At 58.1% G+C, this 24,224-nt stretch carries 25 protein-coding genes; 17 read left to right on the top strand and 8 right to left on the bottom strand.

What is annotated here, in order from left to right; genetic code table 11:
• Nucleotides 1–148 precede the first annotated feature (148 nt).
• From GM415_RS14410 to GM415_RS14425, 4 genes are all read left to right on the top strand, one after another.
• Nucleotides 149–967: a transporter substrate-binding domain-containing protein gene (locus GM415_RS14410; RefSeq protein WP_158949366.1), complete on the top strand. Its 819-nt coding sequence runs from the start codon at nt 149–151 to the stop codon at nt 965–967.
• 12 nt (nt 968–979) lie between these two features.
• Nucleotides 980–1,870 (top strand): amino acid ABC transporter permease, encoded by an 891-nt coding sequence (locus tag GM415_RS14415; protein ID WP_242012261.1) that lies wholly within the window; start codon nt 980–982, stop codon nt 1,868–1,870.
• Between the two features lie 110 nt (nt 1,871–1,980).
• Complete coding sequence (locus tag GM415_RS14420; protein WP_158949368.1) at nt 1,981–2,241, top strand: glutaredoxin family protein; 261 nt, start codon at nt 1,981–1,983, stop codon at nt 2,239–2,241.
• 1 nt (nt 2,242) lies between these two features.
• Complete coding sequence (locus GM415_RS14425) at nt 2,243–2,575, top strand: ferredoxin-thioredoxin reductase catalytic domain-containing protein (protein ID WP_158949370.1); 333 nt, start codon at nt 2,243–2,245, stop codon at nt 2,573–2,575.
• 41 nt (nt 2,576–2,616) lie between these two features.
• On the opposite strand, the gene GM415_RS14430 is transcribed toward GM415_RS14425, so the two are convergent.
• From GM415_RS14430 to trmFO, 3 genes are all read right to left on the bottom strand, one after another.
• A complete protein-coding gene (locus GM415_RS14430; RefSeq protein WP_158949372.1) occupies nt 2,617–3,693 on the bottom strand; it encodes a M48 family metallopeptidase in 1,077 nt (358 codons plus the stop codon).
• Between the two features lie 124 nt (nt 3,694–3,817).
• Nucleotides 3,818–5,125 carry an O-acetylhomoserine aminocarboxypropyltransferase/cysteine synthase family protein gene (locus tag GM415_RS14435; protein WP_158949374.1) on the bottom strand — a complete coding sequence of 436 codons (1,308 nt, stop codon included), beginning with the start codon at nt 5,123–5,125 and terminating at the stop codon, nt 3,818–3,820.
• A 126-nt stretch (nt 5,126–5,251) separates the two neighbouring features.
• Complete coding sequence (gene trmFO, locus GM415_RS14440; protein WP_158949376.1) at nt 5,252–6,580, bottom strand: methylenetetrahydrofolate--tRNA-(uracil(54)-C(5))-methyltransferase (FADH(2)-oxidizing) TrmFO; 1,329 nt, start codon at nt 6,578–6,580, stop codon at nt 5,252–5,254.
• Nucleotides 6,581–6,660: 80 nt separating this feature from the next.
• Between trmFO and GM415_RS14445 the strand changes: the two genes are divergently transcribed.
• The 5 genes from GM415_RS14445 (at nt 6,661) to GM415_RS14465 (ending at nt 10,838) form a co-directional block, all read left to right on the top strand.
• On the top strand, nt 6,661–7,626 hold the full coding sequence (locus tag GM415_RS14445; protein ID WP_158949378.1) for an ABC transporter ATP-binding protein: 966 nt from the start codon (nt 6,661–6,663) through the stop codon (nt 7,624–7,626).
• A gap of 9 nt (nt 7,627–7,635) precedes the next feature.
• On the top strand, nt 7,636–8,586 hold the full coding sequence (locus GM415_RS14450) for an ABC transporter ATP-binding protein (protein ID WP_158949380.1): 951 nt from the start codon (nt 7,636–7,638) through the stop codon (nt 8,584–8,586).
• A 102-nt stretch (nt 8,587–8,688) separates the two neighbouring features.
• Nucleotides 8,689–9,252 (top strand): HDIG domain-containing metalloprotein, encoded by a 564-nt coding sequence (locus GM415_RS14455; protein ID WP_158949382.1) that lies wholly within the window; start codon nt 8,689–8,691, stop codon nt 9,250–9,252.
• A 102-nt stretch (nt 9,253–9,354) separates the two neighbouring features.
• Nucleotides 9,355–10,125, top strand: a complete 771-nt coding sequence (gene cbiQ / locus GM415_RS14460; protein WP_158949384.1) for a cobalt ECF transporter T component CbiQ — start codon at nt 9,355–9,357, stop codon at nt 10,123–10,125.
• Complete coding sequence (locus GM415_RS14465; RefSeq protein WP_158949386.1) at nt 10,122–10,838, top strand: energy-coupling factor ABC transporter ATP-binding protein; 717 nt, start codon at nt 10,122–10,124, stop codon at nt 10,836–10,838. Before cbiQ ends, GM415_RS14465 begins: the two co-directional genes overlap by 4 nt.
• Nucleotides 10,839–10,876: 38 nt before the next feature.
• Here the strand turns inward: GM415_RS14465 and GM415_RS14470 are convergent, their stop codons facing one another.
• Complete coding sequence (locus tag GM415_RS14470) at nt 10,877–11,308, bottom strand: response regulator (RefSeq protein ID WP_158949387.1); 432 nt, start codon at nt 11,306–11,308, stop codon at nt 10,877–10,879.
• Between the two features lie 183 nt (nt 11,309–11,491).
• On the opposite strand from GM415_RS14470, the gene GM415_RS14475 reads away from it, so the two are divergent.
• Genes GM415_RS14475 through GM415_RS14510 form a run of 8 tightly spaced genes read left to right on the top strand, consistent with a single transcriptional unit; the run spans nt 11,492 to nt 20,052 of the window.
• Nucleotides 11,492–12,901 (top strand): MATE family efflux transporter, encoded by a 1,410-nt coding sequence (locus GM415_RS14475; RefSeq protein ID WP_158949390.1) that lies wholly within the window; start codon nt 11,492–11,494, stop codon nt 12,899–12,901.
• Nucleotides 12,898–13,779 (top strand): DUF2156 domain-containing protein, encoded by an 882-nt coding sequence (locus GM415_RS14480; RefSeq protein WP_158949392.1) that lies wholly within the window; start codon nt 12,898–12,900, stop codon nt 13,777–13,779. Before GM415_RS14475 ends, GM415_RS14480 begins: the two co-directional genes overlap by 4 nt.
• A gap of 5 nt (nt 13,780–13,784) precedes the next feature.
• Complete coding sequence (locus GM415_RS14485; RefSeq protein ID WP_158949394.1) at nt 13,785–15,086, top strand: alkaline phosphatase family protein; 1,302 nt, start codon at nt 13,785–13,787, stop codon at nt 15,084–15,086.
• Nucleotides 15,087–15,089: 3 nt separating this feature from the next.
• The gene (locus tag GM415_RS14490; RefSeq protein ID WP_158949396.1) at nt 15,090–17,234 is read left to right on the top strand and encodes an ATP-dependent helicase; all 2,145 of its coding nucleotides are present in this window, start codon (nt 15,090–15,092) and stop codon (nt 17,232–17,234) included.
• Nucleotides 17,235–17,247: 13 nt separating this feature from the next.
• Complete coding sequence (gene thiL / locus GM415_RS14495; RefSeq protein WP_158949398.1) at nt 17,248–18,195, top strand: thiamine-phosphate kinase; 948 nt, start codon at nt 17,248–17,250, stop codon at nt 18,193–18,195.
• An 8-nt stretch (nt 18,196–18,203) separates the two neighbouring features.
• A complete protein-coding gene (tsaA, locus tag GM415_RS14500) occupies nt 18,204–18,608 on the top strand; it encodes a tRNA (N6-threonylcarbamoyladenosine(37)-N6)-methyltransferase TrmO (protein WP_158949400.1) in 405 nt (134 codons plus the stop codon).
• Nucleotide 18,609: 1 nt separating this feature from the next.
• On the top strand, nt 18,610–19,473 hold the full coding sequence (locus tag GM415_RS14505) for an alpha/beta fold hydrolase (protein WP_158949402.1): 864 nt from the start codon (nt 18,610–18,612) through the stop codon (nt 19,471–19,473).
• Between the two features lie 12 nt (nt 19,474–19,485).
• Nucleotides 19,486–20,052 (top strand): chalcone isomerase family protein, encoded by a 567-nt coding sequence (locus tag GM415_RS14510; protein ID WP_158949404.1) that lies wholly within the window; start codon nt 19,486–19,488, stop codon nt 20,050–20,052.
• Between the two features lie 45 nt (nt 20,053–20,097).
• Here the strand turns inward: GM415_RS14510 and GM415_RS14515 are convergent, their stop codons facing one another.
• From GM415_RS14515 to ilvB, 4 genes are all read right to left on the bottom strand, one after another.
• On the bottom strand, nt 20,098–20,589 hold the full coding sequence (locus tag GM415_RS14515) for a DUF2179 domain-containing protein (protein ID WP_242012262.1): 492 nt from the start codon (nt 20,587–20,589) through the stop codon (nt 20,098–20,100).
• A gap of 329 nt (nt 20,590–20,918) precedes the next feature.
• Nucleotides 20,919–21,908, bottom strand: a complete 990-nt coding sequence (gene ilvC / locus GM415_RS14520; protein ID WP_158949408.1) for a ketol-acid reductoisomerase — start codon at nt 21,906–21,908, stop codon at nt 20,919–20,921.
• A gap of 117 nt (nt 21,909–22,025) precedes the next feature.
• The gene (gene ilvN / locus GM415_RS14525) at nt 22,026–22,517 is read right to left on the bottom strand and encodes an acetolactate synthase small subunit (protein ID WP_158949410.1); all 492 of its coding nucleotides are present in this window, start codon (nt 22,515–22,517) and stop codon (nt 22,026–22,028) included.
• 12 nt (nt 22,518–22,529) lie between these two features.
• Entirely contained in the window at nt 22,530–24,221 is a 1,692-nt protein-coding gene (ilvB, locus tag GM415_RS14530; RefSeq protein ID WP_158949412.1) for a biosynthetic-type acetolactate synthase large subunit, read from the bottom strand.
• Nucleotides 24,222–24,224: the final 3 nt, after the last annotated feature.

A 24,224-nucleotide genomic window follows, 5' to 3' on the forward strand; every position in this document is an offset into this window, starting at 1 on the left:
GAGGACCACATGACCATCTGGAGAGCGATCAAGACCGGCAAGGGTATTCTCATCGCCATTTTGGGAGTGTCCCACGTGACCTTCGCACAGGCATCCTGCAAACCTTAACGCGTCCGGATTCGTTGCGGACCGGAACAGGAGAACCCACATGAAACTCTTTCGTTTAACCACCCTGCTGACCATTTTCTGCCTTGCGGCCCTCATACTCGGCCCGGCCCATGCCGCCCGGGCGGCCGAGTCCAGCCAACTGGAGACCATCCTCAAACGAGGCACTGTCAAAGTAGGCTTCGACACATTCAAGCCCTGGGCCATGAAGGACAAAAAGGGCGACTACATCGGCTTTGAAATCGACGTAGCCAAGAAGCTTGCCGAGGATATGGGCGTCAAGGTCGAATTCGTGCCCACCAAGTGGTCGGGCATCATCCCCGCCCTGCTCACCGGCAAGTTCGACATCATCATCGGCGGCATGTCCGTGACGCCCAAACGCAACCTCAAGGTGAACTTCTCGCTCCCCTACGAGTTCTCTGGCATGTCCATCGTGGCCTCCAAGTCCATGGCGGGCGAACGCTCCACCCTGGAGGACTTCAATACGCCCGGCACCAAGATAGCCGTCCGCCTGGGCACCACTGCGGCGGAAGCGGCCAAGAACTTCCTGCCCAAGGCCGAAAAGCTCTACTTTGACGAAGAGTCCCAGACCATCCAGGAACTTCTCAACAACCGCGTCCATGCCGTGGTCGCCTCCAACCCGCTGCCCTTCAACCTGGCCAATGAATACGCGGACCAGCTCTACCTTCCGCTGAAGGAAGACTTCACCAAGGAGCCCATCTCCTTTGCCGTGCGCAAGGGCGATCTCGACTATCTGAACTGGCTCAACAACTGGGTCCGCGTGAACATGAGCAAGGGATGGTTGCAGAACAGGTATCACTACTGGTTCTTCACCAACGAGTGGGAAAACCAGATCCAATAACGGACCGGTCTCTTGGCTTCCCGCCCCACCTCCCGCATACCGAAAATCACCCCGCTGGACGCCGTCATCCTGACGGCGCTGGCGGGGGTGATCGGTTACGTCCTGTTCAAGGCCGCCACCGGACTCAACTACCACTGGAAGTGGGAGGTGATACCGCAATTCATCCTGCGCTACGACGAGGGGACTGGAAACTGGCGGGCTGGGCTCTTGACCGAGGGACTGATAACCACGCTTCGGCTCTCGGTCTGGGCCACCGGCATGGCCATTATCATCGGCACGGTGGTCGGGTTGTTCCGGGTCAGCCCCTCCCTGTTCAAGCGACAGGTGGCGACAACGTACGTGGGCCTGATCCGCAACACCCCGCCCCTGGTCCTGATCTTCATTTTTTATTTTTTCATTGGCGACCAGATCATGACCGCCCTGGATGTGGATGGATTCGTTCGTTCGCTCTCCGAGGAAACCAAATCTTTCCTGGCCGTTTTTTTCGGTCCCATGAACCGCTTTCCTCAATTCCTGTCGGCGCTGATCACTCTGACCCTTTTCGAAGGCGCATACATTGCCGAGATAGTCCGAGCAGGCATCGAGTCAATAGAGGCGGGCCAATGGGAGGCATCCACGGCCCTGGGAATGCGCCGTGGTCAGTCCATGCGTTACGTCATTTTGCCACAGGCAATGCAACGCATGTTGCCAGCACTGGCTGGACAGTTTATATCCATCATCAAGGATTCGGCCATCGTGTCCGTCATTTCCATTGAAGAACTGACGTTCCAGGCCCAACAGATCATGACCACCACCTATCGCAGCTTCGAGGTCTGGACCACGGTCCTGGTCATGTATTTTATTTTGACCTTTTTCTGCTCATTACTGGTCAGAAAACTCGAACTTGCATTGCAAAGGAATTGATTCCCGTGAACCTCTTCGGCTGGAATCCATTTAAAAAGAAATTTAATCAGGACGCATCCCCTCTCGCACAAGAGACGCAATGCGGCCCGTTCAACAAGGAGACATTTCATATGGACGACATCAAAGTCTATGCCCTTTCCACCTGCATCCATTGCCGCAACGCCAAGAAATATCTCGACGAGTGCGGCGTGAAATACAATTGCGTCCATGTGGATGAACTCAGCGGCGATGAGCGTAAGGAAATAGTACAACAAATCAAGGACCTCAATCCCGCTGTTTCGTTCCCCACCATCGTTATCAAGGATACGGTCGTCGTGGGATACCACAAGGACAAAATCGACAAGGCTCTCGAAAAGGAAGGGATCAAATAAGATGGATGCCAAGACGCTCTACGAAAACCTCAGGAAAATCCAGGAACCCAAGGGATACTACTTCAACAAAGACATGGAGATGACCCTGCCGTTGCTCGAATCGCTGCTGACCAACAAGGAGCGGCATGGCTACATGGCCTGCCCCTGCCGTCTGGCAAATGGTGAACTGGAAGCGGACAAGGACATCATCTGCCCCTGCGTATATCGCGAAGAGGACGTCAAGGAGTACGGCGCATGCTTCTGCGCCCTGTACGTAAGCAAGGAGTACAACGACGGCACCATTGAAAAGCAATATGTGCCGGAAAGAAGGCCGCCGGAAAAAATTCTTTTCTAAACCGCAGACAGCGCCCAAAAGCCCCGCTCAGCCCGGGGCTTTTATTTTTTCTTTGCTACTGTTTCAGCCCGCTCCGGCATGAGGTCCTTCCCGGCCTCCTCCTTGCCCGCTATTTCCTTATGACACTCGGTGAGGAATACGTATCGGGAGGCAGAGGTGGGGTGAGTCGTAGCATGGGTGATCGCATAAGGGAAACTCGCCCCCATCCTGCGCCAGAAGTTGGCTACATTCGAGCTGTCGTATCCGCCTCGCTCCATGAAGTACATTCCCACATAATCCGCCTCCTGCTCGAACTCCTGGCTGTAGAGCATACCACCAACGTTCTGGAACGTGTTGATGTACACTCCTGTCAGTCCGCTCAGAATGCCGTCAAGAACGGCCCCCATCACCCGGTTGCCCTGCTGTTTGTCGATATGGTCCATGACGTTGTGACCCATTTCATGACCTATGACCAAAGCGAGTTCGTCATCCTTTTGTGCGAACTGCATCATCCCCTTGGTGACCATCACGGCATGCCCGTTTGCGTAGGCATTGACGACCACGTCCTCCGTCAGGACGACGGAATAACTGCACCGTTTAGCGGGAGATACAACAAGTTTCTTGGGCAAACCGTCCCGCTCGATCCAAAACTCGATATCCTTCCCGGATTCAAGGAGTTCAGTCAATCGCGTCTGGAAATCTCTGTAGCAATACTTGCCCGGCTCGATCTTGTCGTCATTCAGATAGGTGATGATATCCCCAACCTGGAAACCACTTTTCTCGGCCGGAGAATTCGCCAACACATAGGTGACTTTGACATATTCTTCCAGGCCCAGAGCATCCGCATAAGCGGAACGCCAGTCCTTGGCGACGGCATCAATGGAGTTGGTGTCCATGCCTATGAAATAGGTCACGTCATCACCGCAAATCGGTACCCCGTTGGTCAGTATTGGCTGGGCGACTCGGCTCAACCTGCGAAACAACTCGATCTGCTCTTCGACCGCCATTTTTTTCTGGATTGCGGCTTCCTGTTCGGCAAGCTTGGGATCGATGGTTGGGCGTGCGGTAACCGGAGCACAACCATTGAGGACATAGAGTGACAACAGGAGGGAAAAAGACAAAAACAGCCGCATACGCATGAAGCACCTCGAATATTGAGTAACAGATACGAGACACCGATACCTTAAACAATCGTGTGCCACAAGACGAAAAAAAAGCCCTCATCACTGAAGGCCTTTTTTATCAGTAAAATAAGCAGGGAAGCTACCTCTGCGACTTCGCCAGAGCCATATCCAGATCTTCTATAATATCTTCTGCATCCTCGATACCCACGGAGATACGGACAAGATCCTCCGGCACGCCGGCGGCAGCTTGTTCCTCTGGGGTGGACTGTCCGTGTGTGGTGGACGCGGGATGAATGACCAAGGTCTTTGCGTCAAGAATATTGGCCAGATGCGAGCACAGTTCGACCGACTCGATGAACTTGCGTCCCGCTTCAAGGCCACCCTTCACACCGAAGCCAAAGACCGCACTGGGGCCCAGTGGGAAGGTGTTCTTGGCACGGTCATGGTCCTTGTGGCTGGGCAGACCTGCATAATTAACCCACTCAACGGCATAGTGCGTTTCAAGGAATTCCGCTACCTTGCGAGCGTTTTCGCAATGCTGTTTGGCACGAAGCGGCAGAGTCTCCATCCCTTGAAGAATCTGGAAGCTGTTGGCCGGGGAAATGGTTGCGCCGGTATCGCGGAGCATGCCGATACGCAACTTGGTGACGAAGACAGGACATGGATTGCCTGAGCCTCCGCCCAAGGCTTCCCACAGTTTAAGCCCGTTGTAGGTCGGGTCCGGTTCAGTGAGTTCGGGATACTTACCTCCCTCACCCCAATCGAAATCCCCCTTCTCCACAATGGCACCACCCATGGCCGTACCGTGTCCGCCGATAATCTTGGTCAGGGAATAGACCGCGATGTCGCAGCCAAAATCAAAGGGATTGAAAATTGGCGGCGGAGCAACGGTGGCATCAAGCACAAACGGCACGCCGTGGCGATGGGCCACATCGGCAATACCCAAGAGGTCATCCACGTTGCAACGCGGATTGCCGATAGCTTCGGAATAGACAAGTCGGGTGTTCTCGTCCATGGCCGCCTCGAAGTTGGCAGGATCGGACGAGTCCACGAACCTCACTTCAATACCGAACCGTTTCAGAGTATGCTCGAACAGGGTCTGCGTTCCGCCATAAATGTTGGAGCCGGTGACAATGTTCTGCCCCGCAGAGGTGATTGCCGTGACGGCATAGAAGATGGCAGCCATGCCCGAAGCCACGGCCAGGGCACCGGCACCGCCGTGCAAATCGGCAAGGCGCTTTTCCAGCACGTCCGTGGTCGGATTCATGAGCCGGGTATAGATATAGCCCGCTTCCTTGAGTGCAAAGAGGTCTGCGGCGTGTCCGGCGTCCTTGAACAGGTACGCCGTTGTCATATGGATGGGCACGGCCCGTGAGCCGGTATCGCTGTCAGGGGTATGGCCCGCATGCAGGGCCCTTGTCTGGGGACCATAGGATTTATTGGCCATGGTCAATACTCCGTGGTTTACGCGGTCGCCCGCTGGGTTCTTTCTCACGGCCCAAGCATGCGCAAAAGCGGACGCTGTGGCAATGCCCTGTCCCATTGGAACTTGTTATGGCGGAGATAACCCGGGCTAATTCGTCAAATCAACCTGCTCCAACCAGACTCGGAACGCCTCCTGAGCCCTCTGGCCGTAGGCTTCCTTACGGAACTTCTTTTTCATCTTCTTTTCCAACCCTGGCATGAGGCCAAAATTAACGTTGGAAGGCTGGAAGGCCTTGTCCGGCTTGTCTGCCAAATGTCCGAGCAAAGCGCCAAGCGCGGTTTCACGGGGCGGATTCTTCAGGGAAAGGTCATCGAAACGTCGGGCCAGGGACAACCCCACCCACAGGCCGCAGGCAGCCGACTCCAAATAGCCTTCCACGCCGGTGATCTGACCGGCCAGATAGAAACCGGGACGGGCACGCAACTGCAGGGATTCATCCAACACCTCGGGAGCATTGACATAGGTATTACGATGAATGGACCCCAGGCGGAGAAACTCGGCGTTTTCCAGGCCGGGAATCATACGAAAAATGCGTTTCTGCTCGGGGTACTTGAGCTTGGTCTGGAAGCCCACCAGGTTGAAGGCGGTCTTGTCCTTGTTCTCTGTGCGCAGTTGGACAATGGCAAAGGGACGCTCCCCGGTCTTGGGATCGACAAAACCCACGGGTTTGAGCGGACCGAAGGCCAAGGTCATCTCTCCGCGCTCGGCCATGGCCTCCACGGGCAGGCAGGCCTCGAAGTGGACCTCCTTCTCGAAATCGCGGGGCTTGACCTTCTCCCCCTCCAGCAAGGCAGCGACAAAGGCCTTGTACTCCTCCTCGGACATGGGACAGTTGAGGTAGTCGTCGTCCTCCGGCTTCCAGCGGGAGCCCCAAAACGCCTTGTCGAAATTCACTGAATCCCGGGAGATGATGGGCGCGATGGCATCGTAGAAGTAGAGCCGTTCGTCGCCTACCGCCGCCATGATGGACTCGGTCAGTTCCTGGCTGGCCAACGGCCCGGCGGCGATGACTACAGCGTCGTTTCCGGCCAGCTCCCCGGCATCGAGCGAAGTTATCTCCTTACGGATGACTGTAACTCTGGGATGGCTCTCCAGCTTGGCGGTGATGTACTCAGAAAATAGTGTCCGGTCCACGGCCAGGGCTCCGCCCGCAGGTACCTGCGTGGCGTAGGCGGCCTCCATGACCAGGCTTCCAAGAGCCCGCATTTCCTCTTTGAGCAACCCGATGGCCGCCGCTGGTCCTGTGGCTCGGAAGGAGTTGGAGCAGACCAGCTCGGCCAGGCCGTCCTCGGTGTGTGCCTCGCTTCGTTTGTCCGGCTTCATCTCGAAGAGAATAACCTCATGCCCGGCACGGGCCAATTGCCACGCCGCGTCACATCCGGCCAGACCTCCGCCCACTATGCTCACCTTCGCCATTTCATATCCTTGGTATCGTTTACGTTCGCCGCATTATGCCGTATAAACGGCAAAACCGCGACCATTTGGATGCACTTTACATGAAAGCCCCGATCCTAGATATACGCAAGCTGACAACCTGCTTCTCCTCGCCCCAGGGCATAGCCAAGGCGGTGGATACCGTCAGCCTATCCTTTATGCAAGGAGAAACCCTGGCCATAGTGGGCGAATCGGGTTGTGGCAAGACCGTGCTCGCCCTGTCCATCCTCGGCCTGATTCCCGACCCGCCTGGACGCGTTACCGAGGGCGAGATCCTGTACAGGGGCGACGATCTCCTGGATATGAACGAAGATGAACTCCGCCGGATTCGCGGCAATCATATTTCCATGATCTTCCAAGAGCCCATGACCGCGCTCAACCCGGTCTTCCGCATCAACGACCAGATAGCCGAACCTCTTATTCTGCACCGGAGGATAGACAAAGGCGAGGCACGAGAGAAGGTGGTAGAGGCTCTTTCCCTGGTTGGCATCCCCAACCCCGCCAAGGTGGCCGAAGCCTATCCGCACGAACTCTCCGGAGGCATGCGCCAGCGAGTGATGATCGCCATGGCCCTGGCCTGTGATCCGGACATCCTCATCGCGGACGAGCCGACCACGGCCCTGGACGTGACCATCCAGGCCCAGATTCTAGATCTGATGAACGAGCTGAAGGAGCGCATGGACGGCTCCCTCATGCTCATCACTCATGACCTTGGGGTGGTGGCGCGCATGGCCCAGCGGGTGGCGGTCATGTACTCGGGCAAGATAGTGGAGCTCTCCGAGGCCGGCCCCCTCTACAAGAAGCCGCTTCATCCCTACACGCAGGGACTCCTGGCCTCGGTGCCGACCTTGGGAGACAGGACCGACATCACGCCTATTCCGGGCATTGTCCCTTCCATCTTCGACCTGCCCGAAGGCTGCCGTTTTCATCCTCGCTGCCCCAAGGCCTTTGCCAAGTGCTCGCTCATCCTGCCCCCTCTGACCGAACCCGAACCGGGGCGCTTCGTGCGCTGCTGGCTCTATGATTAGGAGCGTGCCATGCCCCTGCTGGAACTGATCGACGTCCGCAAGCATTTTCGGGTCACCAGCGGCCTGATGGGTCTCAAGTCCGACACGGTCCGTGCCGTGGACGGCGTCACCCTGTCCGTCAAAAAGGGCGAAACCCTCGGCCTGGTGGGTGAATCCGGGTGTGGCAAATCCACCCTGGCCAAATGCGTGATGGGATTGCAACAGACCACATCAGGCGACGTTCTGTTCGACGGCCGCTCCATCGCTCAATGGGATGAAAAGGAGCTTCGTCGCCGCATCCAGATGATCTTTCAGGACCCGTACTCCTCCCTGAACCCTCGGCAGAAAATCAGCTCGATCATCCGCGAAGGACTCGACATTCACAAAATCGGCACCAAAGAGGAACGCAAGGCCAAGGTGGAGGAACTCCTCGGTCTGGTAGGCCTCAGGCCGGAACACGGCAACCGCTATCCACACGAATTCTCCGGTGGCCAGCGGCAGCGCGTGGCCGTTGCCCGCACTCTGGCCCTGGACCCGCAGCTCATCGTCTGCGACGAGCCGGTCTCGGCCCTGGACGTTTCGGTCCAGGCCCAGGTCCTGCGCCTGCTCAAGGATCTGCAACGCAATTTCGGGCTGACCTACATCTTCATCTCCCACGACCTGTCCGTGGTCAGCCACATTTCGGACCGCGTGGCCGTTATGTACCTGGGCCGGATCATGGAAATAGGGCCTTCTGAAACCCTGTTCCGCAACCCGCGGCATCCATACACCGAGGCCCTGCTCTCCGCCGTGCTGCCGCCCGACCCGGACAGCCAGCCGGAGCGTATTCCGCTGACAGGCGACCTGCCAAGTCCCATGAACCCTCCCTCGGGCTGCCCTTTCCACCCCCGATGCCCCAAGGCCTTCGACAAATGTTCGCTGGCACGGCCCGAGCCCGAGGAGATCGAACCGGGCACAGAAGTGGCCTGCTGGCTTTACTGAGTCCTGTCACGAAGACAAACTCCGCAATCTGTCCCTGTACACGTGACAGATCGCGCCTTATTTTTACCGGCAACACCAATTTCAACCATTACGGAGCCACCGATGTTATCCCGTGACCAAGCCATGGCATTGCTCAAGGAACACAACAGTGAACAGAACCTGATCAACCACGCCCTCGAATCCGAGGCTGTCATGCACGGCCTGGCCCGCAAGCTGGGCAAGGATGAAGAGCTGTGGGGAATCACCGGCCTGCTGCACGATCTCGACTACGCAACTACCAAGACCAATGAGGCACGCCATGGACTGGACAGTGCGGCACTCATCGGCGATGGCCTACCCGCCGAGGCCCTTGACGCCATCAAGCGGCACGCCTGCGAAATGAATGGAAGTGACGATCCGTCTACGGACTTCGATTTTGCCCTGCGCTGCGGCGAAACCGTCACCGGCATGGTCCACGCCGGAGCCCTGGTCCGCCCTACCCGGATCGAGGGCATGAAGCCCAAGAGTCTCAAGAAGAAGATGAAGGACAAGGCATTCGCAGCCAGCGTCAACCGCGATTGTATCCGTGAGTGCGAAAAGATAGGCCTGGAGCTCGGAGAATTCCTTCAGATCGCCATCGCTGCCGTCACGGAGATAGCCCCGGAAGTCGGGCTTGCGGCGGAGTAATCTCCAACAGGACGCACGGGCGCGGTTGCACGCCATCCCGTTCTGTACTACGCAAAGCTTTCCTGCGGGAAATCAATAAAATAAGCCTAACAAGGGAATTCCGTGGCCGCCATCGACGAACCGTTCGCCTCGGGCGATTCTTTCATCCACACGGTGGACCCGCGCATTCGCCTGCTCTGCGCGGTCATGCTGACAGTGCCCGCAGCCCTGTTCACGAACATGGACCAGGCCTGCGCGGCCCTGGCTGTCGGCTTTATCCTGGTCAGCGCGGCACGTCTTCCCATAGGCCTGGTTGTCAAACGGCTGGCCGTGGTCAACCTCTTTGTACTCTTCCTGTGGCTGTTTGTTCCCTTTTCCCTGCCGGGAGAGGCGGCCTTCACCGCCGGGCCGCTGGCGATCACGCGGGAAGGCATCGGCTTGGCCGCACTCATTTCAGTCAAGTCCAACGCCGTGGTCCTAGGCCTCATGGCGCTCATGGGCACAATCCCCCTACGCGACCTGGGACCGGCCCTCCAACAACTCCGGGTACCGGACAAACTCTGCCACATTCTCCTCTTCACCTACCGCTACATCTTCGTCATCCACCAGGAGTATCTCACGATGCGCAGGGCCATGGCCGCGCGCGGCTTTCGCCCCAAAACAAACCGACACACCTACCGGTCCTACGCCTGGCTGGTGGGTATGCTGCTGATCAAGAGTTGGGACCGCGCGGAGCGCGTATATGGAGCCATGCGCTGCAGGGGATTCCGAGACCGCTTCTATTCGCTGACCACCTTCACCTCCGCAAGCAAAGACTATCTTTTTCTCGCCCTGTGCCTCGCCGCCGTCATCGGCATGGAGTCGCTGGACGTCATCAGGAGCCATTTTTCATGAGTCACGCCATAATTGAACTCAAAGACGTCGCCTATGCCTTTCCCGGAAGGGGAACGACTCTGGACGGCCTGGACTTTCACCTGCACCAGGGCGAAAAAATCGGCCTGTTCGGCCCCAACGGCGCGGGCAAAACGACCATGCTGCACATCCTAATGGGCTTGATCATACCCCAACAGGGCGAGGTGATCCTGTTCGACAAGACCATGACGGACGGAAAGGCCTTCGATGAGGCCCGACTGAAGATCGGCTTCCTCTTCCAGAACTCCGACGACCAACTCTTCTGCCCTACGGTCCTTGATGATGTGGCCTTCGGCCCGCTCAACCAAGGGTGTACCCCGGACGAGGCTCGGCAAAAGGCCGCCCGAGCCCTTGAAACCGTTGGGCTGGCCGGTTTCGAAGACCGAGTGCCCTACCGTCTCTCCGGCGGCGAAAAGAAATTGGTGGCCCTGGCCACCATCCTGTCCATGGACCCCGAGGTGCTGGTTCTTGACGAACCGACCACGGGCCTCTCGCCCGAGGCCAAGGATCGGCTGGTAGAGATCCTGCAGTCATTGGACATGGCGCGCCTGGTAGTCTCTCACGAACCCGATTTCCTGGCAGCAACAACGGATCGACTCCTGGCAATGCGAGATGGAAAGATACGTCCCGGAGAGCTCAAGCCGCATAGCCATACCCACGTGCATGAGGAAGGCGACGTTCCGCACCAGCACTGAGCAGGCATCGGGCTTGGTGAATCAGAACAAAACGATTATCACTTTGCGTCCCGGGTCAAAACGTTGACCACTTTGGCCAACAACTGTCCTGCACTGAACGGTTTGACGATAAAGCTGGAAACGCCAAGACGGACTGCATTGATTACGTCCTCGCGCATGGGTGCCACCGTTATCATGATGAAAGGAATGCCGGGATTACGATCTCCCTGACGAATTGCCTCAAGCAGACAATCACCACACATATGCGGCATTTGCTGATCAGAGAGTACCAGATCGAAATCGCAGTGCTGAAAGACTTCCCAGGCCTCGTCGCCGTCATGAACCACGGTGACATGTTTCAATCCGGCATGTTCAAGCGCAGCATGTATGATCCGACACATGGTTGGTGAATCATCCGCCAGAAGGATACGCATGTCGGGATTCAAAATATCACATACCGACTCGACACAATAATATTCGGCAGTCTCCAAACCTTCCTCCACTCTAACACCAGCCTTCGGCAATCAAATAAAAACAGTCACATTTTATACAGCCACTATATCAAAAAAGATCACAAGAAAACTGCTAAATCAGCCTTGGCTTTTGGCAATTACGACCTATTATTAGCAGATGGCTCGCCATCAAGGCCCGCCGCAACCTCCACGCATATGAGCATGTCCGATAGATTCAGCGAAAACATGACGCGGGCTCCCTACCGCACCATCTGGCACCTGGCCTGGCCACAGATCATCATGATGGTCTTCCACTTCTTCATCGGCCTGACCGACGTCTGGGTGGCAGGGTATATCAACCGCGAAGTTCAGGCCTCCCTTGGAATCATCTCCCAGTCCCTCTTCTTCCTGCTGGTGGTGGCCATGGCCGTGGCCAACGGCTCGGTGGCGGCCATCAGCCAATCCATGGGCGCAGGGCTGCACAAGCGGGTCAAGCGGTACGTCGGATTGTGCCTTCTCCTGGCCGCAGTGCTGGGCAGCATCTTCCTGTTCCTGGGGCTGCCCCTCAAAAACATGCTGGTCGCAGCCCTCCAAGTCCCCCAGCCCATGCGTCCGGTAACGGAATACTTTCTCCAGGTGTATCTGTTCCTGCTGCCGCCCTACTATCTCCTGATCATTACCAACGCCATCTTCCGGGCCCGTAAGCAGGTTATGTATCCGCTCTATTCCATGATACTCGTCACTGCGCTCAATACCGTCTTCGACCTCGGACTCGGGCTGGGTTGGTTCGGCATGCCTAATATCGGCTTCAAGGGACTGGCCTGGGCCACCTTCGGCTCGGTAGCCGCGGGTGCGGTGCTAAACCTCGTGGTCCTCTCGACCCAGGGACTGCTCAAGCCGGAATCCTTTGCCCCGTGGCGCTGGATGAAACGGGCGATGCCGTACCTCCTAAAGGTGGCCTGGCCTTCAGGGCTCATGCAGATCGTCTGGCATTCCGGCTACCTGGTTCTCTACGCCATAACCGGGAGCCTGCCGTGGAACGCCATTGACGCCTTGGCCGGCATGGCCATCGGCCTGCGCATCGAAGCCCTGCTTTTCCTGCCCGCCTTTGCTTTCAACATGACCGCTTCGATCCTCATCGGCCATTATCTCGGAGCGAGGCAGCCGGATGAGGCCAGAAAATTCGGTTTCCGCATCCTCGGGCTGGGCCTGGTTTCCATCACCATCTTTTCTCTGGTCGTCTGGCAATTCATCGGGTCATGGGTCGATCTCCTCACCCGTGATCCGGCGGTTGCAGCCCAGGCCGTGAGCTACCTCAAATGGAACGTGCTCGCCATTCCGTTCACCCTGACCTCCATGATCCTGGCAGGGGCATTCAACGGAGCGGGCGCGACCCTGTGGAATATGTTCATTATGGGTGGAGCCACCTGGCTCCTCAGGCTACCCCTGGCCTACGGACTCGGACATTTCGTCATGAAGGACGCCGAAGGCATCTGGATAGCCATGTTCTGCTCACAGATAGTCCAGTCCTCCATCCTGCTGTATGTCTTTACTTTCAAAAACTGGCAGCGTTTCGCCATGATCAAAAAACGAAACGGCAACACCAAAACGCTCTCCAAGGAATCCGCATGACACTGGAATTCGAACCGATCAACCTGGCCCGTCAGGAAGAATATCACGCCGCCCTTTCGGGCTGTCCGCAATTGTTGACCAGCGACTTCTCCTTTGCCAACGTCTATGGCTGGGCCGAGCACTATGGCCTGGAGTGGGCCTTCCACAAGGAGTTGTGCTTCATCCGCCAGACCAAGCCCGAGACGGTCTATTGGGCGCCCATCGGCCCGTGGGAAAAATACGACTGGGCCAACTGCTGCGCCATGCGGGAGTCCGCTCATTTCACCCGCGTGCCCGAAGCCCTGACCCGACTCTGGTCCATTTCCTTCGGCAACAAAATCCTGATCGAGGAAAACCGCGCCCACTGGGACTATGTCTACTCGGTGGAAGAACTGATCGCCCTCAAGGGCAAGCAATTCCATAAGAAAAAGAATCTCCTCAACCAGTTCAAAAAGAACTACCTGTACCAGTATGAACCCATGGCCCCGGAATGCGTGGAGGAAGTCCTGGAGATGCAGGACGAATGGTACAAATGGTATGAGGAAAACAATCCCTCCGAAGCGCTCAAGGCGGAAAACCGCGCCATCACCCGTGTCCTCCACAACTTCGATCAGATCAAGGGACTCATGGGAGCCACCTTGCGCGTAGAAGGCAAGGTCATCGCTTATACCGTTGCCGAACCCCTCTGCGACGACTCCATCGTCATCCATTTCGAGAAGGGCAACATCCAGTATAAAGGAGTGTATCAGGCCATCAACCAGATGTTCCTGGAAAACGACGCGGCTGAATACATCAACGTCAACAGGGAGCAGGACCTGGGTGACGAAGGATTGCGCAAGGCCAAGCTCTCGTACAACCCTTCGTTCTTTCTAAAGAAATTCGAAGCAACCCTCCTATAGGCTCCATGTCCATCCTGCTCTCGCCGGAACCACAACGCCCACGCCTGGCCGTCCTCGGCCTGGACGGGCTCCCTCTGGACCTCGCCCTTGAACTGGGGCACTCCCTGCCGAATATAGGGCGGTTGGCGAAGAACGCGGTCACAGTTCGCGCGGAGGTCCCCGAACTCTCACCGGTGAACTGGACCTCATTTTTCACCGGAGAAGGACCGGAACGACACGGTGTCTTCGGGTTCTCGCATATGGACCCGCAAACCTACGCTATGCGCATCACCGACAGCCGGGACGTCCGCTGCCCCACCCTGTTCGACAAGCTGGGCGAGCATGGCCTGGTTTCGCGGGTCGTCAACCTGCCCAACACCTACCCTACCAAGCCGCTTAAAGGCATGCTCATCTCTGGGTTCGTCTCACACGAACTGGCCGGAGCAGTGTATCCCCCGTTCCTGGCAGGCAGACTGGCCGAAGAAAACTATCTGCTGGAGGCCGATACCAACCGGGGAGCCTCGGACCTTCCATATCTGCTGGACGAACTGCGCCATACCCTGCGTTCGCGCCTCGCCGCCCTGGACATCCTCTGGCCGGACCTAGCCTGGGACCTGTTCATTCACGTCTTCACCGAGACCGACCGCCTCTTCCACTTCTTCATGGATGCGGTGCTGCACCGGGATCACCCGCACCATTTGGAATGCATGCGCTTCCTGGCCGACTGGGACCACGCCCTGGGAGCATTCCTGACCCGCTACGACGCACTACCCGGTCCCAAGCGGCTCATGGTCCTGGCCGACCACGGGTTTACGGAAATCCGGACCGAGGTCTGCCTCAACACCTGGCTGAAACGGCAAGGCCATCTCGTCACTAACTCCCTGCCTGCCGACGAGTGGGACGCCCGGTGCATCGGACCGGAAACCACGGCCTTTGCCCTTGATCCGGGCCGAATTTATCTTCACGATAATCGCTATTCTCGAGGCCGGGTCACGGCCGCAGAAAGACAGGCTCTCCTTGAGACCATCCGAAGCAGTCTGGAGGGGTTGACCTTGAACGGCGAGCGGGTCATGGAACAGGTTCACGAGGGGAAGGACCTGTATCCAGGAGCGGACGCAGCCGTCCTGCCGGACCTTGTCTGCCAAGCCAGGCCGGGCTACGACCTCAAGGCCAAATTCGACCGGAGCGAGATCTTCGGCCTGCACGGGCGCACGGGAACACACACCGTGGATGGAGCTATCTTTTTCGACAGTGAGGGAACCCGTCCCAAACGCATGCGCGACGTGGGCCGCGCCATCCTCGACCACTTCAACATCGCCGACAAATAATTCATGAGTATAGACATAGACAACGAACTCAACGAGGCCCAACGGGAGGCCGTACTGGCCACCGAAGGCCCCGTGCTGGTCATCGCCGGAGCGGGTTCGGGCAAGACTCGGACAATCGTCTACCGCCTGGCCCACCTGGTGGAACAGGGAGTGGACCCGGCCCAGATCCTGCTGCTGACCTTTACCCGCAAAGCCGCCCAGGAGATGCTTTCCCGAGCCGAAACCATCCTCGGACGCCCCCTGACCGGCACCAGCGGCGGCACCTTTCACTCCTTCGCCTACGCCACCCTCCGACGCAACGCCGCGGACATCGGCTTCGACAACGGCTTCACGCTCATGGACCGCGCGGACAGCGAAAACATCTGCAAGGAAGTGAAGGACGCGCTCAAGCTGGGCAAGGGGGACCGCTCCTTCCCCAAGAAGGCTACCTTGCTGGACATGATCACCAAGTCCAGAAACAAGGAACTGACCATCGATGCCGTCATGGAGCGCGAGGCCTACCACCTCTCGCCCTATCTGGACGCAGTCACGGAGATCGCGGACGGCTACGCACGTTTCAAGCGCGAGCACGCCCTGGTGGACTACGACGACCTGCTCTTCCTGCTCGACAAACTGCTGGCGGAAAACGAGCCGCTGCGCAACCAGCTCCAGGCCCGCTACCGCTACATCATGGTCGACGAGTACCAGGACACCAACCTGGTTCAGGCACGCATCGTCAAGCACCTGGCAGGCACCAAAGGCAACGTCATGGCCGTTGGCGACGACGCCCAGTCCATCTACGCCTTCCGTGGAGCCAACGTCGCCAACATTCTGGAATTTCCAAAAATTTTCGAAGGCGCTAAGGTCATCAGGCTTGAGCAGAACTACCGTTCGGTGCAACCCATTCTGGACCTGACCAACCAAATCCTGGCCGGGGCCACCACCAAGTTCGACAAAAACCTCTACTCGGACCTGAAGAGCGACGTGTTGCCCGAAGTGGTTCATCCCCTGAGCGACCAAACCCAGGCCCGACTGGTTGTGGACGCGGTGCTTGAGTTTCAGCGCAAGTACATGCTGCACGACATCGCGGTCCTGTTCCGCGCTGGCTACCAGTCCTTCCCTCTTGAAGTGGCCCTGACCCGCATAGGCATCGATTATCAGAAGTTCGGCGGCATACGCTTCCACGAGGCCGCGCACATCAAGGATGTGCTCTCCTATTTGCGGCTCACTCTCAACCCGCATGACCTCCTGGCCTGGCAACGGGCCATGGATCACATCAAGGGAGTCGGGCCCAAGACCGTAACGAAAATCTATCAGGCCATACACACGAACGACGAGAAGTACCTGGTCAAGATGACCAAGAAGCACGATACGCTCCGCGAACTGCTCAATGAACTCAACGCGCTGCGCGCAATGCCGCCCAAACCGTCCGCCGTGCTGGAACGGATACTCGCCTTCTACCAGCCCATTCTCATGGAAAAATACCCGGACGACTACCCCAAACGACAGGCCGGGCTGGAACAGCTCTCCCAGATCGCCGTGAGTTATTCGGACATGGACCAGTTCCTGGGCGACCTCAGCCTCGATGGCGATCCGGACGAAGAAAAACGGAAGGAAAACGCGGTAGTCCTGTCTACTGTGCACTCTGCCAAGGGCCTCGAATGGTCCGCAGTGATCATCATCGACCTGGTGGAGGACCGATTCCCCTCGCGCAGGGCCATGCAGCGCGCCGAGGACCTGGAAGAGGAACGCCGCCTCATGTACGTGGCCTGTACCCGGGCCAAGCAATGCCTCAAGCTGTTCGTGCCGAGCTCGGTCTACAACCGAGCCAGCGGTATGTCCGACCCGACCCTGCCCAGCCCCTTTGTGCTGGAACTGCCCGGTGATGTGTTCCAGCGCGTCAACGAGTCTTACGGCGGCGGCCTGGAACGGAAACAAATGCAGAAAACTCCAGGCGCAACGCCATCTCCACGTCATGATTACGGCGATGAAACGGCATCAACCTCCGCAGCTTCGCCCAAGGTCGACCCCTCCAAGCTCGGCTTCTGCAAACATAAGATTTTCGGCAAGGGAAAAATTATCGCCCAGCCGGAGCCCAACAAGTTCAAAGTCAACTTTCCCGGCTTCGGCATCAAGACCATCATCGGCGACTATCTGGAACTCCTCTAACCACCATACTGACATGCAAAGCGAAGAACACTTCCTTGAACTGCTGGATACCCATTTCGCCCTGAACAATGAATTCGTGAGCCTGGGACGCGGCGACGACTGCGCGGTCCTTACGGGCGGCAAGCCCTACTGCGTTTCCACGGACCTCTTTCTGGAGGACGTACACTTCCGGCGCAGCTACTTCACCCCGGCGGACATCGGCTACAAGGCGCTGGCCGTAAACATCAGCGACATCGCGGCCATGGGCGCCAAACCCGTGGCCTTCACCATGGACCTGATGCTCCCGGCGGATTTGGACGACGATTTCCTGAACGAATTCCTCAAGTCCATGGCCATGCTGGCCCGGCAGAACGACATGGTCCTGGCCGGAGGCGACCTGAGCCGGGCGGAAAAACTCGGCGTGTCCATCACCATCTTCGGCGTCACCGGATCGGGCGAGTTTCTGCAACGAGGCAAGTGCGCGCCCGGCGACACGCTCTTTACCGTTGGCGATCTGGGGCTTGCCAGGGCTGGCATGCTGACCCTGGAGGCCTTGGGAGAAAAAGGCCGGGAAGCGTTTCCGGCCGCCGTGCTCGCTCACCTGCGCCCTAAGCCCAAGGTCATGATCGGTACCCTGCTCAAGGCGGCGGGCGCCAGTTCGCTCATGGACGTCTCGGATGGCCTGGCCCGCGACCTGCCCCGCCTACTCGGCCCGAACCTGGGTGCAGACATCACCCTGGCACCCGAGCAGCTCAACGGCAACGTTCTCGCCTTCGCCCTGGGCGTGGGAGAGGACCCGTTGCAGATCGCCATGCTCGGCGGCGAAGACTACGCATTGCTCGGAGCCTCCTCGCCTGATACGCTTGATAAAGTGAGTTCAGTCCCCGGCCTGACCATCATTGGCACGGTTACCGACACCCCCGGCTTACGCCTTAACGGAGAACCCTTCACCGCCCGGGGCTTCGATCACTTCGAAAATTAGGAGCAGACATGGACAGGGAACTCGTCATTATCGGCACCATTCGCTCATCCATAAAGGATCTGGAAAACGCTCCCAAGATGGAGGACGAACCCGGCGCGGTTCGAGCCCAAATCGAAATCGATCCGGCCTATGCCGAAGGCTTGGACACCATGAAGCCGGGCGCACAACTGGAACTCTTCACCTGGTTCCACAAAGCCGAACGCGACGTACTCAAGGTTCATCCACGCGGCAACAAGAACAACGCCCTGCGCGGTGTGTTCACCACCCGCTCACCTTTTCGTCCCAACCCCATCGGCCTGCACCGGGTCACCTTGGTGGACATCGATGGCACTACCCTGACCGTGGAACCACTGGAGGCCATCGACGGCACCCCGGTCATCGACATCAAGCCCAAGCCCAAAGACCCCAAGTAGCATGGATCAATTCGAAGCTGTCGAGACCAGGGGGGACAACCACGTCGGCGGCTGGGTGACCACCACGGACGCAGCCCGAGTCTGGGTGGACGTCCACGGTTGCGGAAAGCCCATGGTCCTGATCCATGGCTGGACCATGAGTTCCGCCTTCTGGAAAAGGCAGGAAGCCTTGGCCGAGCAGTGCCAGGTGGTCACCATCGACCTGCGCGGCCACGGTAAATCCGACTCAGTGCTGCGCGGGCACAGTGTGCCCCGCTACGCCCGCGACGTGCGTGAAGTCCTGCGGGCACTGGGGCTCTCCAAAGTCATGCTCGTAGGCTGGTCCATGGGCGGCTCGGTGGTCATGGAATACTGGCGAGAGTTCGGCGGCGATCTGCTTTCCGGCCTGGGACTGGTGGAAACAGGTCCGGCCCCCATGTCCGGCGCGCCATGGAACGTCCATCGCTACAGGGGCGGAGACGTCGCGGCCATGAAAGCCGACCTGCAAACCATGGTGCGGGATCGGCGCGCGTTCGGCGAACGGTTCGTGGACGCCATGTTCCTCTCTGGCGAAGCCCCTGCTCATGCCCGCCGCTGGATGCTTGTCGAACACCTCAAGGTGAACGATCACACTGCGACCACCATTTACGAAGACTATGTCCAGCGGGACTACACCGGTGTACTTCCGACCATCACTGCCCCCGTTTTCGTAGCCTACGGGAGATCAAGGCACATGTGCTTCGGCCCTTCCACGGGCAGGTATGTAGCCGGGTCCGTACCGAATTCCCGATTCACCATTCTGGAAAACAGCGGTCACCTGCCCTTTTACGAGGAGCCCGCCGCATTCAACAACGCCCTCGGGCACTTCCTTAACCTACTGCCCTGATGGAGAAGAATCATGAATCGCCTTTTTTCTGCTGCTTTGGCCTGCACCATTTGCCTGTTGGTCGCCCTACCCGCCATGAGTGCGGAAAAGGCGGGCGTCATCCTGCCCGACACAGTGGAGGTCGCAGGAACGACACTGCAACTCAACGGCATCGCATTGCGTGAAAAATTCGTCTTCGATGTATATGTTGCGGGGCTCTATCTTACGGAGGAATCCCAAGATCCGAACGCAATCCTCAAACTGGACGCGCCGCGCAGAATGGTCATGTATTTTGTCCGCGACGTCGACGCCAAGGCCATCAATAAGGCATGGCTTGAGGGTCTCGAAGCCAACGTAACGGATGCCAGCCCGGCATTGCGAGATAAGTTCCTCCAATTGACCGGCATGATGTCCGACATTGAGGAGGGCCAAGCCATGACCTTCACCTATGCACCGGGAAACGGCACCACCGTCGCAGTTGCGGGCAAGGGCAAGGGCGTCATTCCGGGTAAGGATTTTGCCGACGCCATCCTGGCTACCTGGATCGGCCCCAAGCCCGGACCAGGAAAATCATTCAAGAAGGCCATCCTGGCGAAATAGTTTCCAAACAAAAAACGCCCGGCTCGTACGAGCCGGGCGTTTTGTCTACATCTGAGGCACCAGCCGCTTGAGCGGCCTGATGAATTTTGTTGTCCGGCTCTCAAACGGGCTGCGTACCTCGCTCACCCCGCCGGCAGTCTCAAAGGTATAGAATAGCTCCGGATCAACGGAACGAGCAACCGTCAGCACGTGCTTCATGTCGTTTCGCTTGCAGACCACAAACTGGACCGTAACCGGTCCGTCCGAGCCCTCGCCCGCCACGGTGGTGATCATGAAGCCGGCCCGGCGGACCGCCTCGGCAATGGCCTGACCGTGCCATGCGCTGATGATGCGTACAACGACATTGCCGAGCGCCAGCTTTTTCTCGGCAATGATGCCGACGACATTGCCTCCGGCAAACCCCACCGCGTAGCACACACCAAGGAAGGGCTCTTCCCCAACCTTGAGCATGACTGCGGAGGTGCCGAAAACCCATAGGGTCATCTCCAGGCACCCGAGAAAAAAAGCCGCGCGGGACTCTCCCAGTACGGTAATCATGGTCCGTACGGTCCCAATGGTGAGGACAGCTACCTCCGCCAGAAAGATAAGTCCTCCAAGAAACAGAACATCCATAGACATCGCAAACCCTCTCAAAAAATTTTGAAGAGCCGGGTTTAAGGATGTTTTTCGGATGGGTCAAGCAAATTTTTCGTCACAAATCCAACGACAATTTTGTCTCCGTCAACCCACATTTTTCGTACTAATTCGAACCTCCTCCCTTTTTCCCGCGAAGCGATAAAAAAAGGGATGGGCCGCCGAAGGTAATAAAAAAACGCCCGGTTCGGCAGAAGCCGAACCGGGCGATGAAGTCGCTTTGCGCAGACGAACTACTTTTTGAGCCAGCTCATCATCTCGCGCAGACGGCCGCCGACTTCCTCGATCTGGGATTCGGCACCGATGCGGCGCATGGTCTTGAGGCCGACCTGTCCGGCCTTGTTGTCCAGGATGAAGTCGCGGGCGAACTTACCGGTCTGGATGTCCTTGAGCACGGCGCGCATTTCCTCGCGGGTCTCATCGGTGATGATGCGCGGGCCGGTGACGTAGTCGCCGTATTCGGCGGTGTCGGAGATGGAGTAGCGCATATTGGCCATGCCGCCCTCGTACATGAGGTCGATGATCAGCTTGAGCTCGTGCAGGCACTCGAAGTAGGCGACCTCAGGCTGGTAACCGGCCTCGACCAGGGTGTCGAATCCGGCCTTGCACAGCGCGGTCAGGCCGCCGCAAAGCACAGCCTGCTCACCGAAGAGGTCGGTCTCGGTCTCTTCCTTGAAGGTGGTCTCGATGACGCCGGAGCGAGTACCGCCGATGCCCTTGGCATAGGCGAGAGCGATGTCCATGGCCTTGCCGGAGGCATCGACAGCCACAGCGGCGAGGCAGGGAACGGCTCCGCCCTCGGTGTAGGTGCGGCGAACGAGATGACCGGGACCCTTGGGAGCGATCATGACGCAGTCCACGCCCTTGGGAGGTACGATCTGCTGGAAATGAACGTTGAAGCCATGACCGAAGGCGATAATGTTGCCTTCTTCGAGGTAGGGAAGAATTTCGTTCTTGAAGACCTCGGCCTGGTACTGGTCAGGCAGCAGGATCATGATCATGTCGGCCTGCTTGGAAGCCTCGGCCACGGACATGGGCTCGAAGCCGTGCTCCTTGGCCAGGTCGTAGTTGGGGCCGCCCGGGCGCTGGGCCACGATGACGTTGACGCCGGAATCACGCAGGTTCTGGGCGTGGGCATGGCCCTGGCTGCCGTAGCCGACAATGGCCACGGTTTTGTCCTTCAAGAGGCTCAGGTCCGCATCTTTCTCGTAATACACTTTCATGGGAAAACTCCTCATATGTTTGGCCACAATGGACCGCAATCATCTGAATTATATGATCATGCAAAATGCCCGGGCAAGGGAGCGACTCCCCTGTCCGGCACGACGCCTGGTTGCGGGCTATAGATCGAGCTGCATGGAACGGCGCAGTGCGACGTTACCGGTGCGTGCGATCTCCTTGATGCCGAATCGGGTCAACAGGTTGATCAGGGCGTTAATCTTGCCCTGGTCGCCAGTTATCTCGATGGTCACCTCGTCGGGGCTGACATCTACAACCTTACACCTGAAGATGTCAACAATACGCAGGATTTCGGCCCGCTTGGAATCTTCCGCATTGACCTTGAGCAGGACCATCTCCCGCTCAACGGAACTCAATTCTGTGAGATCCTTGACTTTTATTGTTGGAACCAGCTTGCGAAGCTGCTTGACGATCTGCTCGACGATGGAGTCGTCACCTTCGGCGACGATAGTCATCAGGGAGACGCCCTTCTCCAGGGTCGGCCCTACGTTCAGGGAATAGATGTTGAATCCGCGCCCGCTGAAAAGACCGGCGACCCGGGACAGGACTCCCGGCTCGTTCTCGACCATGACGGAAAGTGTGTGTTTGCTCATATCCTCGTCCCCCTACACCAGCAGCATCTCGGTCAGTGAGGCTCCGGCAGGAACCATCGGATACACATTCTCTTCCCTCTCCACTCGGATGTCCACGATGACAGGCTTGTCCACCGCGAACGCCTCGCGCAGGGTCGACTCCACGTCCTTCTTTTCGGTCACCCTGAACCCGGCGGCCCCGTAGGCCTCGGCCAACTTCACAAAGTCGGGCTGGGCGTCCATGCAGGTGGCGCAGTAGTTCTTTTCGTAGAACAGCTCCTGCCACTGGCGGACCATACCGAGGTAACCGTTGTTGAGAATGACGATCTTGACCGGCAGCTTGTTGCAGACCACGGTCATCATCTCCTGAATACACATCTGGATGGAGCCATCTCCGGCGATGTCGATGACCAGCTTGTCCGGGAATGCCTTCTGTGCACCCATGGCGGCGGGGAAGCCGTAACCCATGGTGCCGAGCCCACCGGAGGTCAGCAAGGTGTTGGGTTTGGTATACTTGTAGAACTGAGCCGCCCACATCTGGTTCTGGCCCACCTCGGTGGCGATGATGGCGTCGCCCTTGGTTATTTCATAAATCTTTTCGACGACGTACTGCGGCTTGATGGTCTTGTCATCATCCTTGTAGGTCAGCGGGTGCGTGTTGCTCCACTCCTGTACCTGCTTGACCCAATCGCCATGGTCCGACGCCCAGTCGTACTCGTCGAGGGTGCCCTTGGTCTCCTTCTTGAGCGCGGCCAGGGCGGACTTGCAGTCTGCCACAAGCGGCACGTGCACGGAGACGTTCTTCTGGATGGAAGTCGGGTCCACGTCGATATGAACGATGGTCGCGTTAGGCGCAAAAGTGTCGATCTTGCCGGTCACGCGGTCGTCGAAACGCGCACCCACGGCGAGCAGCAGGTCGCAGTTGTTCACGGCCATATTGGCCGCGTAGGTCCCGTGCATGCCGAGCATGCCCAGGAACAGTTCGTCGTCGCCCGGAAAGGCTCCGAGTCCCATGAGGGTCGAAGTCACCGGGATGGAAAGTTTTTGCCCGAGCCAAGTGAGTTCCTCATGGCTACCGGAAGTGATCACGCCCCCGCCGGAATAGATGAGCGGCTTCTTGGCCTGCTTGAGCAGCTTGACCACCTTGCGGATCTGACCGATGTGCGGCTTCTTGGTCGGCTTGTAGCTGCGCATCTCGACCTTGTCCGGATAAGAGAACTCGGTGATTTGGTTCTGAACGTCCTTGGGCAGATCCACCAGGACAGGGCCGGGACGGCCCGAGCGGGCCAGGTAAAAGGCCTGCTTGATCGTCCCGGCCAAATCTTCGATGTCCTGCACCAGGTAGTTGTGCTTGGTGCATGGCCTGGTGATGCCGACGATGTCGACTTCCTGAAATGCGTCATTGCCGATCAGCGGGCGGGGCACCTGCCCGGTGAAAATGACCACCGGTATGGAGTCCGCATAGGCCGTGGCAATGCCGGTTACGGTGTTGGTGGCGCCGGGGCCGGAGGTGACTAGGCATACCCCTACCTTGCCCGTGGCGCGGGCGTATCCGTCGGCTGCATGAATGGCGCCCTGTTCATGGCGCACTAGAATGTGCTCAACGGACGATTTGGGTATTTCATCATAGATATCGATGACGGCTCCCCCAGGGAAACCGAACATGACATCAACACCTTCCTCTTCCAGACACTTCAAGAGGATCTGGGCCCCGGTCAACTTCATGAT

Source organism: Pseudodesulfovibrio cashew, assembly GCF_009762795.1.
Classification (GTDB): domain Bacteria; phylum Desulfobacterota; class Desulfovibrionia; order Desulfovibrionales; family Desulfovibrionaceae; genus Pseudodesulfovibrio; species Pseudodesulfovibrio cashew.

What these genes read in the sequence shown, in the direction of transcription:
- GM415_RS14410 (WP_158949366.1), top strand. Translation starts at nt 149, where the DNA reads ATGAAACTCTTTCGTTTAACCACCCTGCTGACCATTTTCTGCCTTGCG.
- GM415_RS14420 (WP_158949368.1), top strand. Translation starts at nt 1,981, where the DNA reads ATGGACGACATCAAAGTCTATGCCCTTTCCACCTGCATCCATTGCCGC.
- GM415_RS14425 (WP_158949370.1), top strand. Translation starts at nt 2,243, where the DNA reads ATGGATGCCAAGACGCTCTACGAAAACCTCAGGAAAATCCAGGAACCC.
- GM415_RS14430 (WP_158949372.1), bottom strand. Translation starts at nt 3,693, where the DNA reads ATGCGTATGCGGCTGTTTTTGTCTTTTTCCCTCCTGTTGTCACTCTAT.
- GM415_RS14435 (WP_158949374.1), bottom strand. Translation starts at nt 5,125, where the DNA reads ATGGCCAATAAATCCTATGGTCCCCAGACAAGGGCCCTGCATGCGGGC.
- trmFO (WP_158949376.1), bottom strand. Translation starts at nt 6,580, where the DNA reads ATGGCGAAGGTGAGCATAGTGGGCGGAGGTCTGGCCGGATGTGACGCG.
- GM415_RS14445 (WP_158949378.1), top strand. Translation starts at nt 6,661, where the DNA reads ATGAAAGCCCCGATCCTAGATATACGCAAGCTGACAACCTGCTTCTCC.
- GM415_RS14450 (WP_158949380.1), top strand. Translation starts at nt 7,636, where the DNA reads ATGCCCCTGCTGGAACTGATCGACGTCCGCAAGCATTTTCGGGTCACC.
- GM415_RS14455 (WP_158949382.1), top strand. Translation starts at nt 8,689, where the DNA reads ATGTTATCCCGTGACCAAGCCATGGCATTGCTCAAGGAACACAACAGT.
- GM415_RS14465 (WP_158949386.1), top strand. Translation starts at nt 10,122, where the DNA reads ATGAGTCACGCCATAATTGAACTCAAAGACGTCGCCTATGCCTTTCCC.
- GM415_RS14475 (WP_158949390.1), top strand. Translation starts at nt 11,492, where the DNA reads ATGTCCGATAGATTCAGCGAAAACATGACGCGGGCTCCCTACCGCACC.
- GM415_RS14480 (WP_158949392.1), top strand. Translation starts at nt 12,898, where the DNA reads ATGACACTGGAATTCGAACCGATCAACCTGGCCCGTCAGGAAGAATAT.
- GM415_RS14485 (WP_158949394.1), top strand. Translation starts at nt 13,785, where the DNA reads ATGTCCATCCTGCTCTCGCCGGAACCACAACGCCCACGCCTGGCCGTC.
- GM415_RS14490 (WP_158949396.1), top strand. Translation starts at nt 15,090, where the DNA reads ATGAGTATAGACATAGACAACGAACTCAACGAGGCCCAACGGGAGGCC.
- thiL (WP_158949398.1), top strand. Translation starts at nt 17,248, where the DNA reads ATGCAAAGCGAAGAACACTTCCTTGAACTGCTGGATACCCATTTCGCC.
- tsaA (WP_158949400.1), top strand. Translation starts at nt 18,204, where the DNA reads ATGGACAGGGAACTCGTCATTATCGGCACCATTCGCTCATCCATAAAG.
- GM415_RS14505 (WP_158949402.1), top strand. Translation starts at nt 18,610, where the DNA reads ATGGATCAATTCGAAGCTGTCGAGACCAGGGGGGACAACCACGTCGGC.
- GM415_RS14510 (WP_158949404.1), top strand. Translation starts at nt 19,486, where the DNA reads ATGAATCGCCTTTTTTCTGCTGCTTTGGCCTGCACCATTTGCCTGTTG.
- GM415_RS14515 (WP_242012262.1), bottom strand. Translation starts at nt 20,589, where the DNA reads ATGATTACCGTACTGGGAGAGTCCCGCGCGGCTTTTTTTCTCGGGTGC.
- ilvC (WP_158949408.1), bottom strand. Translation starts at nt 21,908, where the DNA reads ATGAAAGTGTATTACGAGAAAGATGCGGACCTGAGCCTCTTGAAGGAC.
- ilvN (WP_158949410.1), bottom strand. Translation starts at nt 22,517, where the DNA reads ATGAGCAAACACACACTTTCCGTCATGGTCGAGAACGAGCCGGGAGTC.
- ilvB (WP_158949412.1), bottom strand. Translation starts at nt 24,221, where the DNA reads ATGAAGTTGACCGGGGCCCAGATCCTCTTGAAGTGTCTGGAAGAGGAA.